General features: G+C 42.0%; 9 protein-coding genes. All 9 read left to right on the top strand.

The features are described from left to right. Positions 1–74: 74 nt before the first annotated feature. The 9 genes from C4F49_RS00170 (at position 75) to C4F49_RS00130 (ending at position 15,345) form a co-directional block, all read left to right on the top strand. A complete protein-coding gene (locus C4F49_RS00170; protein ID WP_196933810.1) occupies positions 75–3,104 on the top strand; it encodes a tetratricopeptide repeat protein in 3,030 nt (1,009 codons plus the stop codon). 14 nt (positions 3,105–3,118) lie between these two features. After that, complete coding sequence (locus tag C4F49_RS00165; protein ID WP_196933809.1) at positions 3,119–4,855, top strand: TonB-dependent receptor; 1,737 nt, start codon at positions 3,119–3,121, stop codon at positions 4,853–4,855. A 43-nt stretch (positions 4,856–4,898) separates the two neighbouring features. Then, positions 4,899–5,948 (top strand): hypothetical protein, encoded by a 1,050-nt coding sequence (locus tag C4F49_RS00160; RefSeq protein WP_196933808.1) that lies wholly within the window; start codon positions 4,899–4,901, stop codon positions 5,946–5,948. A gap of 30 nt (positions 5,949–5,978) precedes the next feature. Then, positions 5,979–6,674: a MotA/TolQ/ExbB proton channel family protein gene (locus C4F49_RS00155; protein ID WP_196933807.1), complete on the top strand. Its 696-nt coding sequence runs from the start codon at positions 5,979–5,981 to the stop codon at positions 6,672–6,674. A 34-nt stretch (positions 6,675–6,708) separates the two neighbouring features. Further along, a complete protein-coding gene (locus tag C4F49_RS00150; RefSeq protein WP_196933806.1) occupies positions 6,709–7,116 on the top strand; it encodes an ExbD/TolR family protein in 408 nt (135 codons plus the stop codon). A gap of 52 nt (positions 7,117–7,168) precedes the next feature. Further along, positions 7,169–7,990 (top strand): energy transducer TonB, encoded by an 822-nt coding sequence (locus C4F49_RS00145; protein WP_196933805.1) that lies wholly within the window; start codon positions 7,169–7,171, stop codon positions 7,988–7,990. Positions 7,991–8,000: 10 nt separating this feature from the next. Next, positions 8,001–9,299, top strand: coding sequence for a bifunctional folylpolyglutamate synthase/dihydrofolate synthase (locus tag C4F49_RS00140; protein ID WP_196933804.1), 1,299 nt, complete (start codon positions 8,001–8,003; stop codon positions 9,297–9,299). A 143-nt stretch (positions 9,300–9,442) separates the two neighbouring features. Further along, positions 9,443–10,603 (top strand): Gfo/Idh/MocA family protein, encoded by a 1,161-nt coding sequence (locus C4F49_RS00135; RefSeq protein WP_196933803.1) that lies wholly within the window; start codon positions 9,443–9,445, stop codon positions 10,601–10,603. 872 nt (positions 10,604–11,475) lie between these two features. After that, positions 11,476–15,345, top strand: a complete 3,870-nt coding sequence (locus tag C4F49_RS00130) for a TIM-barrel domain-containing protein (protein WP_196933802.1) — start codon at positions 11,476–11,478, stop codon at positions 15,343–15,345. The last annotated feature ends 15 nt before the right edge of the window (positions 15,346–15,360 follow it).

Genomic DNA, 15,360 nt, shown 5'->3' with positions numbered 1-15,360 from the left:
TATTATTTTGATGAATAGACAACCATAATTTATAACGACTTTTTACTAAAAATAGATAGGATTAATTGAACACTATGTATAAAAAAATTTACCAAGTTGGGATTGCATTAAGTTTATTTGCTATGCCTGTTTTTGGTCAGCAGTCTGCTTGGCAAGACATTAATAAAGCATACAAAACGGGTCTGGAATTGTACGAGCGCGGAAAATATAGTTCTGCTGCAAAACAATTTGACCGTGTTGAAAATATCAGAACCAAATCGACCTTGCAGTTAGACGAAACGGAAGAGCTTACTTTATTAAAAGAAAATGTACGCTATTACCAGCTTGTGTGCGCTTTGGAATTGGGAGATTCGGATGCGGAAGGATTATTCCTAAAATACATTAAAGATTATCCGGTAAACCCGAATGCAAAAGCGGCGTATTTCCAAATCGGACGTTCGTATTATGCAAAAAAAGACTATCCAAAAGCCATCGAATGGTTCAATAAAATCGACAGTAAAAACCTAGCAGGTTCTGAAAATATCGAATATCGTTTTAAGTTAGGCTATGCCTTATTTATGACGAATGAATATGCAGCTTCAAAACCTTTATTTGAGCAGCTAAAAGACCAAAAGAGCCAATACCAAGAAGCTTCAATTTATTACTACGCGTACTTGTCGTATTTGGATGCGGAATACAAAACGGCTTTGAATGAATTCGAACGCTTAAATGGTTCGAAAACCTACGAGAATAGCTATCCATATTACATTACGGCTTTGTATTTCTTAGATAAGCGCTATGATGACGTATTGAGCTATGCGATTCCAATTTTGGAGCGTACAAAACAAGAAAATGAAACGGACATGTTCCGTATTGTTGCAGCTACCTATTTCATCAAAGGTGATTTAGCGAAATCAAAACAATACTACGATAAATTCCAGGCACAAGACCAAGGAAAAACTCAAAATAACCAAGACAGTTACCAAATCGGTTACATCGCTTACAAGTTGGGCGATTATGAGAAGGCAATTTCTGAATTGGAAAAACTGGACGAACCAGATGCATATTACCAAAGTGCGATGATTACACTTGGAGATGCATTCTTAAAAACAGGAAACAAGCAAAGCGCGCGCAATGCATTCTTTAGAGCTTCAAAACTGGATTTCGACCCCGAATTGAAAGAAGAAGGTTTGTTCAATTATGCGAAACTTTCTTACGAGCTGGAATTCCATCAAGTTGCTTTGGAATCTACGCAAGAATATTTGAGCACATACCCAGCGTCAGCAAGACAAGAAGAAGCAAAGACATTGTTAGCGGAAGTTCTGTTGAGCACCAAAAACTACCGTTCTGCGGTTGATATTTTGGAAACTATTCCGAATAGAGGCAGAGAAGCGAATGCAGCATACCAAAAAGTAACCTACTACCGCGGATTGGAATACTACAACGAGCGCGCATTTGAAAATGCGATATCCCTATTTATGCGTTCGGAAGCGAATCGTTATGACGAGGAAATTTATGCGTTAGCGATGTATTGGAAATCAGAAGCGATGTATGAAGTACGGAAATACAAAGAATCTGTAGCGAGTTTCAATCGTTTCATGCAATTGCCAGCTGCAAGAAATACAGATGTGTACAATTATGCAAATTATGCTTTGGCTTACGCAGCTTTCAGAGCAGATAATTATACCACATCAGCCAACTACTTCGAACGTTTCTTATCGACAGGAAGTAAAGAAGCCATTGAAATCAATACCCGCAACGATGCAATCGCTCGTTTAGCGGATTCTTACTTTGCCTTGAAAAACTACGGCAGAGCAATGACCTATTACGACCGACTAATTTCTTCGAACGCGCAAAGTCAAGATTATGCGTTGTTCCAGCGAGGAATTATTCAAGGATTGCAAGGCGATAACCAAACAAAGATTGCCACGTTGAATTCGGTAATTCAGAAATACCCGAAATCAAATTATGCAGATGACGTTGCTTTTGAAATTCCGTACACGTATTTCTTAATGAATCAATACGACCAAGCGATTTCAGGACTTCAGAAAATGGTGGAATCTTACCCACGAAGCAGCTACGTGCCAAAAGCATTAGTGACTATCGGTTTGGTTCAATACAATCAAGATAACAACGACGCGGCTTTAGCGACTTTTCAACGTGTAGTTGACCAGTATGCGACAACCGATGAAGCGAAGCAAGCGATGCGTTCCATTGAGAATATCTTTTTGGATAAAGGAGATGCTACAGGTTACATTCGCTACGCGACAAGCACAAACATTGGAGATTTGAGTACATCCGAACAAGATGGACATACATTCTCGATTGCTCGTACATTATTTGACCGTGGAAATTACCAAGGTGCAGTTGAAGCAGTCAATGCCTATTTCGATAAATTCCCGAAAGCGATTCATGAGAAACATGCACGTTTTGTTCGTGCTGAAAGTTTAGCGGCTTTAGGTAAAGACAAAGAAGCATTGCATGATTACAACATCATCATGAATGACTGGACAAGTGCGTACACCGAACAGACTTTGGTGAGTGTTGCTAAATTGCATTTGAGAAATCAAGCTTACAATGAAGCCGTTCAGGTATTGAAGAAATTGGAATTGACTTCGGAATACAAATCCAACTATGGATTTGCAATCAATAATTTATTGATGAGTTATTTCAATATCAAAGATTACACGGAAACATTGAATTATGCGAATTTGGTGAAAGCTTACGAGAAATCTTCTGAAGAAGATATCGCGAGAGCGCATTTATATGCAGCCAAAGCTTATCTAGGGACTAACAAAACTGCAGATGCAACGAAAGAATTGAATTTGGCAGCGTTAAAAAGCAAGACAGAAACAGGAGCGGAAGCACGTTACTTAGTTGCCGAACAGCAATTCAAAGCAAAACAATACGACACAGCCATTAAATCAGCGTTCGATATATCGGATTCTTTCTCTTCTTACGATTACTGGGTTGCGAAAGGATTTATCTTAATGGCCGATGCTTATTCGGGCAAAGGCGATTCTTTCCAAGCGAAGACTACGCTAGAAAGTATCATCGACAATTATGAAAATCAGACGGACGGCATTATCGCTGCCGCAAAAGAACGCTTAGGAAAACTTAAATAATAGAATAGGATAGAATGATGAAGTTGCATAAAACAGTTTTTAAGAATTACGCTATTGTAGCCTTATTGCTTGGTTTGGGTTTCGAAAGCTATGCGCAAGAAAGACCCGACAAACCGGTTACTATAGATTCATTTGATGTCGTGCGTGACTATAAGCCTATTCTAGCCGACGCGGTTAAAATTCGTCGTAGTCCGGATATGACCAACAAACGCAGTTACATGCCGAAGTTTTCATACAACAACATTACGGATAAAAAATTAGATATCAATACGGGTCTGAAAGAGCTGGATGTGATGGAAACGCCATTCACGAAGACTCAAGACATCACGAGTAACTACGCGAAGTTCGGTATCGGTAATTTCAATACCATTCTCGGAGAAGCATATTTCGCAGTAGAAGATTATGAAGACCTTCGCTTTGGTGGTTTTGTAAAACATTTAAATCAAAAAGGTTCTTTAGAAGACCAAAAATTCTCCCGTCAGGAAGTCGGAATTTTCGGTCGCCGTATATTGCCGCAGTTTACTGTGGATGGATTGATTGGCTACAACCGCTACGCAACAAATTTCTACGGTATACCTGTCGATGATTTAGGGACTTCATTAAATCCTTCGCGCGAAGCGCAACGCTTCAACGATATTTATTTCTCAGGAGAATTAACAAGTAAATTTGACCCAGCGAACGAAGATGCACTAAGCTACTCAGCTAAATTGGATGCTTATTCGTATGGTGACAAATTTGATGCGAAAGAAAATTCTGTGGCGATATCGGCCTATTTGAATAAGCGAGTACGTACTTTCAATATTGGTTTGAATGCTGCGGTCGATGTCAACTCGATTTCAGGAACGAATAATGTCCTGAACGATGGCAAACTGAACAACTCAGTGGCGAATATCAATCCGTACATCAGCTTCAAAGGTCAGAATTACGCGATTACGTTAGGAGCAAATATTGTTTCTGAATTTGGAGACAGCACACGCTTCAATATTTTCCCTTCGGCAGAAGTTGACTTTTCTTTAGTTCCAGAATACATCCATTTGTTTGGTGGTGTGAATGGAAATGTGCAGAAAACATCTTATAAAAACTTAGCACAGATAAACCCTTATTTGGGACCTGATTTACATATCCAAAATACCATTGAACGCTTGAGTTTCTTCGGGGGTATTAAAGGGAATGCAGGAGCGACTTTTGGCTACAAAGCCAAAATCATGTTCAAAACATTGGAAGGCGTGCCTTTCTTCGTGAATGATATGGAAGCTCCATTCCGTTTTGATTTGGTCTATGATGGCGACGGCGATAAAGCAACTAAATATTTCGGTTTAGAAGGTGAAATCAATATCCGCCTGTCGGAATTGGTAAACTTAGGTGGTCGCTTGAACTGGGATGAATACAGCTTAGCGACTCAAGAAGAAGCTTGGCATACGCCTAAAATGCGTTTGGCGGCTACAGCTCGTTTCAATATTTCAGAGAAATTATACATCGATGCGGAGGCTTTATTCCACGGTGAAAGTTATGCAAGAGCGTACACGTATACCAATATGGGAACAACGACGCCGGCAGAACCTAGCGCATCGTATACAAAATACACAATCCCCGGTTTCTTTGATTTAAGTGCGGGTGCAGAATACAAGGCAATTAAGAAATTGGGAATCTTCGTGAAAGCGAATAACATGTTCAATACAGAATACCAACGTTATTATTATTATCCGAAATTAGGGTTTAATGTAATTGGTGGCTTAAACTATTCTTTTTAACACAATAAGATTTTTAAATTTGCAGCGAATAGCTTAATAAAGAATGAACTTAGGGAAAGACATTACGAATTTATTAAAAAAACAACCTCAAGTCTATGTAAATGGATTGGGCGTGTTTTCCCGTATTCATTCTTCGGCAACCTTCGATAGCAAACAGCAGGTTTATCTGCCTCCGATTTCGTACATTGAATTTGATGCGGATGCTACGCAAGGTTTTGACTTTGCATTTTATCTGCAGCAAGTCTTGGAGATTCCATATCAGGACGCTTTGTCTTTGCTAGCTAGCAAAGTCGAAGATATTCACACGAAGATTAAAGAAGACGGTAAATACAATTTAGAGTCGCTTGGCCAACTGGTTTTATATGGCAACGACTATGTGTTTAAGGCGCAGGATTTAAGCGGTTTTCAGTTTGATGCAGTTGCTAGCGGTTCTGGACACGTGCCTCCAGTTATTCAGGAAGAAGTCAAAACCGTAGAAGAAATTTTGGAGGAGCAACCGGTAGAAGAGATTCCGCCTGTAGATGAAAATCAGCCACTCACTGCCGAGATTATTCAGGAGACTTATCCTTTCGAAACGGAAGATTTGCCTAAGAAGTCAAATAACTCGTTGTGGTTTTTGGCACTTACCGTGCTTATTTTAGCGCTTGTGCTTGGAACTTGGTATTACCAAAATGTGCTAAAAAAGCCACAGACAGATTTAGGGTCTTCGGATTCGACTAAAATCGACCCGGATACCTTAGCGATTAATAATCCGCCGATAGATTCGTTGGATTTGGTACTGACAGATACCCTTGGAAATGCAGATTCAGTGAAAAATGCAGTTGACTCTGCGAAACTAGATAATACGGTCGATAAGAAACATCACTACCAGATTGTCATAGGGACTTATCCAACCTTGGCTCAGGCCTACGAAGCAGCGGAATCGTTTCACAAGGCTGGATATCCAGCTGTAAAAGTTATCCCTAGCAACATGGCTCGCAATAAAAAGAAAGTCATTTGGGATTCTTATTTGACAAAAGAAGAAGCTGATTCAGCTTTGGTTTATGTCAAGAAGCATTTCGTAGCGGACGCTTGGCGCGATAAAATAAAATAAAACAAACATACATTTAGAAAGCATAACATTATGTCATTACTTCAAGATTCAGTAAATACCTTAAATCAAGTACCACAACAAACTGTTGAACTGGCAAGCACGCAAGAAAACCTAAATCTTATTCAGCTTTTAATGAAAGGTGGATGGATTATGCTTCCGATTATCCTCTTGTTTTTCTTAGGTTTGGTCATTTTTATTGAACGTTACATTACAATCCGCAATGCATCGAAGCGCGAAGGTGGCTTAATGGCACAAGTAAAAACAAATGTACTTTCAGGTCGTTTAGACGCTGCGATTGCCGTATGTAAATCGAGCAATTCAGCATTATCCCGCATGTTGCAAAAAGGGCTTTCACGCGTTGGCCGTCCGATTAAAGACATCGAAGGGGCAATCGAAAATCAAGGTAAACTAGAAGTTTCGAAGTTAGAAAAGAACATCAGCATCTTAGGAATCATCGCCGGTATTGCTCCGATGCTTGGTTTCGTAGGTACAATTTTTGGGGTAATTCAGATTTTCCGCGATGTGGAGATGGCTGGCGGTATCGATATCGGTTCGGTTTCCGGTGGTCTTTATGTCAAAATGATTGCGTCTGCTTCAGGTTTAACGATTGGTATCTTGGCGTATATCGGCTACCATATTTTGAACATGATGGTGGAGCGTTTAATCCTTCGCATGGAAACGGATGCAGTAGAATTTATCGATTTATTAGATGAGCCAGGAGCTTAAGTCCTGCAATTTCTAACCCTTAAATTCAATTCTTATGAATATTAGAAATAGAAGAAATAAACCCACAGCCGAAGTGCACACAGCTGCGCTGAATGACATCATGTTTTTCCTGATGTTGTTCTTCTTGTTGGCTTCTGCCGTGGCAAATCCACAAGTAGTTAAATTATTATTGCCACGTTCGAGCGCTGGCGAACAGTCCGTTGCTAAAAAGACGATGACCGTTTCCATTACTTCCGACCTGCAATACCATGTCGATAAACAAACAGTTCCTTTGGATGCTTTGGAAGCAACTATCCAATCCCAAATGGTGACTGGCGAGGAATTGACGATTATGTTGTATGCAGACAGTTCGGTGCCGATTCAAAATGTGATTTCGGTTATGGATGTAGCCAACAAAAACGGAGTCAAACTAGTTCTGGCGACAGAGCCTAAAAAGGATTAAGCTTTTTAAACTTATTCTTTTAACTTAAGTCAAAGTGTTTTAATTTTACAGTATGCATTATCACATTCAAGAAGAAAATAATTTACCAAAGGCTCTGCTCATTTCCACAGCGGTGATGGGTCTATTTGTCCTAATTGGATTCTTTATAGTCTTTGGTGGCGATTTGCCTAAGTACGGAATGGGTGGTATTATCGTTAATTATGGTACTTCTCCGGAAGGCATGGGCGATGACTACATGAGTGTAGACGAGCCTTCGATGGACGAAAATGCCAACAATGTACGCCCTGATAAAATTGACCCAAATACAACACCGATTCCAACGCCTTCTCAACAGGTTGCGGACAAAACGGTAGTTACACAAGATATAGAAGATGCACCTGCGGTCGCAAAAGCGGAGAAGCCGGTTAAGACGGTAGCCGAACAAGCAACAGTAGAGAAGAAAAATTCAACGCCTGCAGTTAATCCGAACGCCTTATACAAAGGAAAGAAAAATAACGCGACAGGAACTGGTGATGGAACGGGTTCAACTGCCGGAAACCAAGGTTCTGCCTTAGGCGACCCATTGGCTAGCAATTATGGCGAGGGTGGTTCAGGCGATGGCAACATGATGTTGTCAATTGCTAACCGACGTTTTGAAGTTCGCCCTAAAATCGATGATAATGGACAGCAAGCTGGCCGTGTTGCCGTTGAATTTAGAGTCAACAAAGCAGGTGTCATTACCTATGCGCGTGCTGGTGTCAAAGGGACAACTATTTCTGACCGTTCGTTGATGGAAAAATGTGAACGTGCGGTAATGGGTGCACGTTTGAACCAATTACCGAATGCACCGGACTCACAGACTGGTGTTATCATGTTCAACTTCCGACTAAAATAAAAGCAATTTTATGAATACATATGCAGAGGCAATTGAGTTTTTATATGCTCAATTGCCTATGTTTACTCGCGATGGAGCGTCGGCTTTTCACAAAGACCTTGACCGCACACTGGCCATCTGCGAATCCTTGGGCAATCCACAGCATCAATTTAAATCCATCCATGTAGGCGGAACCAACGGAAAAGGTTCCAGTTCGCATATGCTGGCCGCCGCTTTGGCTACCGCAGGTTATAAAACTGGATTGTATACCTCGCCACACCTCGTTGACTTTCGCGAACGCATTCGCATCAATGGCGAAATGATTACCGAACGTGCCGTCATTGACTTTGTCAATACAAACAAAAATCTTTTCGAAACCATTAAGCCTTCTTTCTTTGAGGCGACGGTAGGCATGGCTTTCCAATATTTCGCTGCGCAAAAAGTCGACATCGCAATCATTGAAGTTGGATTGGGCGGACGATTGGATAGCACCAATGTTATTCAGCCCGAAGTGGCCTTGATTACCAATGTCAGCATGGACCACATGAATCTGCTTGGCGACACCTTGCAAGAGATTGCTGGCGAGAAGGCTGGAATCATCAAAGCAAATACACCTATTATTATTTCCGAACATAATTCCTTAATCGATTCGATATTTATCGCGAAGGCGAATGAAGTTCATGCGCCGATTGCATTTGCTTCGGACAGCTTCCATGTGAGAAGAGAAAGTCGGACTAAGGCAGGAAATGAAATTGATGTGGAGAACAGCACAACTCAAATCACATACGAGCTTCTGCTTGATTTGCAAGGTTCTTACCAGAGCAAAAATGTACTTGGAGTCCTGGCTGTGCTGGATGAATTAAATCGTCAGGGAAATTATCACATTTCCAATCTGGACATCAAATCCGCATTGAGTCAGGTTCAACTATTAACCGGTTTTCAGGGACGTTGGCAGACCATTTCTCAAGACCCATTGCTTATTTGCGACACCGGTCACAATGAGGATGGAATCAAAGAAGTGATTAAAAATCTGCAGACCATTCCATATTCAAGGCTTCATTTTGTGATTGGCGCCATGAAGGACAAAGACTTGAGCCATATTCTTCCTTTGTTGCCGAATGATGCCATATATTATTTCTCCGCACCCGACATGCCCCGAGCGATGCCGGCTACGGAGCTGAAAGATATTGCGCTGACTTACGGTTTGCAAGGCAATGCCTATGCATCGGTTATGGATGCAGTCGAAGCGGCAAAATCTGCCTATCAGCCAAGCGAATTAATCTTTGTGGGCGGAAGTAATTTCGTCGTTGCTGAATTGTTATCGGCTTAATTCCTTCGCTGCAGTTCATCATTGTCATGGGACATTAGCCTTCTTATCGTTCATTGCCGCTTCGCGGAATGAATTCTTAGCGCGCTAACTATTGGATTTTAAGAATTAATCCCTATCTTAAAACATCCAAATAAATAATGACTATGAAGCCAATCCTTTGCAGCCTGCTCTTCTTTTTTAGTATCACGGCAGCTTTCGCCGAAGTTCCATTAAAACTTGCTATCGCTGGCTTAAGCCATGGCCATGTCGACTGGATTTTTAATCGAAAGGACAAAAAGGATGTCGAGCTCATCGGAATTTTTGAAACCAATCCCGAACTTATCGAGCGCTATGCAAAGCGCTACAACCTCGACAAAGCCATGTTCTATACCAATTTGGAAGACATGCTGGATAAGCTGAAACCCGAAGCAGTGGCTGCTTTTGGCGCAATCAGCGAGCACATCGCGCTGGTACGCGCTGCCGCGCCTCGCAAAATACATGTCATGGTCGAAAAACCATTGGCAACCACGCTAGCCGATGCCAAAGAAATAGGAGCACTGGCAGAAAAACACCAAATACATGTGCTGACCAATTTTGAAACGTCATGGTATCAAAGCAATCAAGAGCTGAAAAGCTTGGCAGAGCAAGGGAAGCTTGGCGAAATTCGAAAAGTGATGGTCAATGATGGGCATCAAGGGCCAAAAGAAATCGGTGTCAGCAAGGAATTTCTCGACATCCTGACCGACCCGAAAAAGAATGGAGCAGGTGCGCTTGTTGATTTTGGATGTTACGGCGCTAATTTAATGACCTGGCTAATGGACGGCGAAAGACCTGTTTCCGTAACTGCTGTTATCCATCAGAACAAACCCGAAATCTACACGAATGTAGATGATGAAGCTTCCATTATTCTGCAATATCCAAAGGCGCAATGCATTATCCAAGGGTCGTGGAACTGGACTTTTTCCAGAAAGGATATGGAAGTTTTCGGCACAAAGGGTTACGCCATTGCCGTCAACCCAACAACGGTTCGTCAGCGTTTGGAAGAACGCCAACCCGAAGAAACCATTACGCTTGATAAACGTCCATCACCATTTAATGACCCATTCTCGTTCTTGGCTGCAGTTGTCAATGGCTCTTTAGTTTTAGAAAAAAATGATTTATACGGACTAGCCATCAACACCATTGCCGTAGAAATTCTCGAAGCAGCCATGCAATCCGCCAAACAACAGAAAACGATTTTCTTATCGACAGCTGTTGCGGTCGATACGGACGATGACGGCGGCAGTAGATATGCGAGTAATTTGAAATTAAAAAGTAAAAATTAAAAAGGTAAAAACCCTTTCAGGCTGTTAAAAATTTCGCTAGCCTCGCTAGCGCACGGGTTCCGCGTGTGCAGGAATAAGCAAATTAATACATCGAAAGGCTGTACTTGTGCCACGGTAACTATGTCCCGATGGGTCGGAAGGGTGTACTTGTGCCACGGTCGCTATGTTCCGAAGGGTTGGATGGGTGTGCTTGTGCCACGGTCAGGGTGTTCCGATGGGTCGGATGAGTGTGCTTGTGCCACGGTGACTGTGTTCCGATGGGTACAATCGAAAAAAAAGCATGTTTTTTCTACGCTATTCAGGATGTTCCGAAGGGTCATCCTGAATTTCTGATAAAAGCGGATTTGCAATCCGCACTAGAATTACGGGATTGCAAATCCCTTTTTATTTAAAGTTCGACATCTCCCTTCGGATGCTATCGAACAGCGACGCTATTCAGGATGTTCCGAAGGGACATCCTGAATTTCTGATTAATGCGGATTTGCAATCCGCCCTAGAATTACGGGATTGCAAATCCCTTTTTATTTAAAGTTCGACATCTCCCTTCGGATGCTATCGAACAGCGACGCTATTCAGGATGTTCCGAAGGGTCATCCTGAATTCCTGATAAAAGCGGATTTGTAATGCGCGCTGATATTACGGGATTGCAAATCTCCCTTCGGAGGCTATCGAACAGTTCTCACATCTCATATCTCCGATCTATTCTACGCAATCGATTGTACTTGTAAAATACAAGTGACATAGCATTTTATCCCCAAATTAATGTCCAAATGATTTCTTTTCTAGCCTTAGATTTGTATTTTTAGCCGACAAACAACAAATCACCTTTTTTAAAGCAGATTAATCAGTACGCTCAATACATTAATCTTTGCATGAAAAAAAATCTCTTTAGCCGATTGCTAATTTCGAAGACAATTCGTATTGCTTTATTGGCCTTATTTTGCGGCGGTACGCTAACAAGTTCTGCAGCTATTCGTACAGCTAGGGCTGCACAGGAACAGAACGATCCTATTAAAATCAGCAGCGTCAAGCAAATCAATCCTTCGACGATTGAAATTCTGTACTCGAATAACACGCGCCTATGGCTCGACTTCTATTCCGATCAGATCGTTCGCCTTTTTCAGGACAACCAAGGTGGAATTATACGTGATCCGAAAGCAAATCCAGAAGCAAAAATCTTGGTGGAAAATCCACGTTCCGCTTCGCTCGATCTCGCTTATGCTGAAAATGCGACAGCGCTTATCATACAGACTGCTAGCATTACGCTATCCATCGATAAAGCAAGCAATTTAATTTCCGCCAAAGATAAAAAGACAAATCAGGAAGCATTCGCATTTGCGAAACCCATACAATTTGACAAAGATCGCGTGACCTTGACGTTCAAAGAACAGCCCGATGAATTCTTTTATGGCGGAGGCGTACAGAATGGACGTTTTTCTCATAAAGGAAAAGCCATTTCGATCGAAAACCAAAATAGCTGGACCGACGGTGGGGTGGCTTCGCCAACGCCGTTCTACTGGTCGACCAAGGGTTATGGTCTGTTATGGCATACCTTTAAAAAAGGCCGTTATGACTTCGCGTCCAAGCAGAATAATTTGGTCGAAGCTTACCATGAAACCGATTACCTAGACGTATTTCTTTTCTTTGATCAAGGTGCTGTTCCTCTATTGCAAAAGTTCTATCAACTGACCGGAAACCCCGTGCTGATTCCCAAATTCGGATTTTATCAAGGACATCTAAATGCATATAACCGGGATTATTGGAAAGAAGATGAAAAAGGAATTCTATTCGAAGATGGGAAGCGATACAACGAATCGCAAAAGGATAACGGAGGAACCAAAGAATCTTTAAATGGTGAACTTGAAAATTATCAGTTTTCTGCGAGAGCGGTTATCGATCGGTATATAGCTCAGGATATGCCTCTTGGCTGGATTTCGCCAAATGATGGATACGGTGCAGGATATGGTCAAACCGAAACGCTCGACGGAAATATACAGAACCTAAAAACATTTGGCGATTATGCACGCCAAAAAGGCGTGCAGATCGGTCTTTGGACACAATCAGACTTGCATCCGAAACCAGAAATTTCTGCTTTATTGCAACGCGACATTGTCAAAGAAGTGCGCGACGCAGGTGTTCGGGTTTTGAAAACCGATGTGGCTTGGGTAGGTCCTGGCTATTCTTTCGGTTTAAATGGCGTAACTGATGCAGGACAAATCATGTCTTACTATGGCAATAATGCTCGGCCGTTTATTATTTCCTTAGATGGTTGGGCAGGAACACAGCGCTATGCGACCATCTGGTCGGGCGACCAAACAGGTGGTATTTGGGAATATATTCGTTTTCATATCCCGACGTATATCGGTTCGGGCTTATCTGGACAGCCGAATATCTCGTCCGATATGGACGGTATTTTTGGCGGTAAAAATGCAACAATCAATACCCGTGATTTTCAATGGAAAACTTTTACGCCCATGGAATTGAACATGGACGGTTGGGGTTCGAATGAAAAATATCCACATGCATTGGGAGAGCCGTATACATCCATTAACCGGACTTACCTGAAACTCAAATCGATTCTAATGCCTTATACGTACAGCATTGCGCACGAGTCTGTAACGGGTTTGCCAATGATTCGCGCGATGTTTCTGGAAAATGCGAACGCTTATACCTTAGGAAAATCCACGCAATACCAGTTTATGTACGGTTCTGCATTTCTTGTGGCGCCGATTTATCAGAATACAAAAGCTGACGAGCAGGGCAATGACCAAAGGGATAATATTTACCTGCCAGAAGGGCAATGGTATGATTATTTTGCTGCGCAATCCTATGAAGGAAATCGGGTCATCAATAACTTCGATGCACCAATCTGGAAACTTCCGGTATTTGTCAAAGCAGGCTCCATTATTCCAATAACAAACCCAAACAACAATGTGAGCGAAATTGATTCGACAAGACGTAGCTATGAATTTTATCCTGCCGGAATAAGCGTGTTTACCGAATACGACGATGATGGTGTAACTGAAGCATACAAAGCAGGTGAAGGCACGACGACACGCATCGAATCCGATGCGAATGGAAACGGCTTGGCTAAACTGACCATCTATCCGACTGAAGGGAACTTTAAAGGTTTCCACAAAAGGAAAGCGACATCCTTTATTGTCAATGTCTCGCAAAGGCCGAAGAAACTCACAGCGAAGATTGGCAATAAATCAATCCGCCTGACTGAAGCTAAGAGTAAAGAAGAATTTCAGGTAGGCCAGAATGTGTTTTATTATGAGGCTTCGCCGACAATAAACCGTTTCGCAACTGAGGGTTCGGAATTTGCGAAAACAGTACTTACCAAAAATCCACAGCTTCTTGTCCAACTCACAGAAACGGATGTCACGGTAAATGGGATTGAACTCACGATAGCTGGATTTCAGCTTCAGCTGGCAAATCAGCTGACCAACAAAACGGGTGCGTTGACTTCGCCTCCCAATGCTAGGGTGTCTGAAGAAAACCGTGAGGCCTATACCTTGCAACCATCTTGGGATGCTGTCGCGAATGCGGATTATTACGAAATTGAATTTAATGATCTGTTGTATAGTACAATCAAGCAAGATCATTTTCTTTTTGATAACTTGAAAGAAGAAACGGACTACACATTTAAAATTCGGTCGGTCAATAAAGAAGGCGTTTCCGATTGGGTATCCTTCTCCGCAACGACCAAGTCGAATCCTTTGGAATTTGCTATTCATGGCATCAGCGCACAGCTCAGTGTCGAAGACCAAGGGGGGGCTGGCGTGGCGCAGTTATTTGACTTCGACGAAGGGAACATGTGGCATACCAAATGGGGAACCAAAGCTGTTCCATTTGACATGGTTATCGATTTACATTCCATCAATCAGTTGGACAAATTCCATTACTTACCACGTTCGGGACGAGGAAATGGAATAATCCTAGCCGGAAAGGTTTACACAAGTTTGAATAAGACCGACTGGAAAGAAATTACTGCATTCAAGTGGAGCAATACGGATTCGACTAAAATTATCAATTTTGTTGATCAACCTACAGCTCGCTACATCAAACTGGAAGTTAGCGAAGCGGTAGGCGGTTTTGGGTCCGGAAGAGAGCTCTATGTGTTTAAAGTTCCGGGAACCGAAAGCTTTATTCCTGGAGATATTAACAGCGATGGACTGATCGATCGCAATGATTTGACTTCATACACGAATTATACCGGACTTCGTTTAGGTGATAGCGATTTCGAGGGTTACGTAAGTGTTGGCGACATCAACAAAAATAACCTAATCGATGCGTATGATATTTCTGTGGTTGCTACGCAATTAAATGGAGGCGTCAAGGCGAATGCATCATCCAATCCAGAAGGAACGATTTCGCTAACCCCAGACAAAGCAACTTACAAGCCCGATGAATTAGTCACGATTCTTGTCAGCGGAACTGATTTGAAAAATATCAATGCCCTGAGTTTTGCATTGCCTTACAATCCGGCAGATTATGATTTCATCTCTACGGAATTGATAGGAATGAAAGCGATGGATAACCTGACGAACGACCGCTTGCATACCAATGGGGTCAAAGCATTGTATCCGACCTTTGTGAATATAGGCAATGAGCAAACCCTATCGGGAACAGCAGATCTGTTTCGCATTACATTGAAAGCGCAGCGCTCAGTCAAATTCGACCTGAAAGCCATTGATGGAATTTTGGTTGACAAAAACTTACATACAATTACATGGTAAAAGCGACATGGGTCG

Source organism: Sphingobacterium hungaricum (assembly GCF_015210005.1).
In the GTDB taxonomy this organism is placed as follows: domain Bacteria; phylum Bacteroidota; class Bacteroidia; order Sphingobacteriales; family Sphingobacteriaceae; genus Sphingobacterium; species Sphingobacterium hungaricum.
The sequence above is the reverse complement of the archived record's forward strand: the minus strand, read 5'-3'. Positions and strand labels throughout refer to the sequence as shown.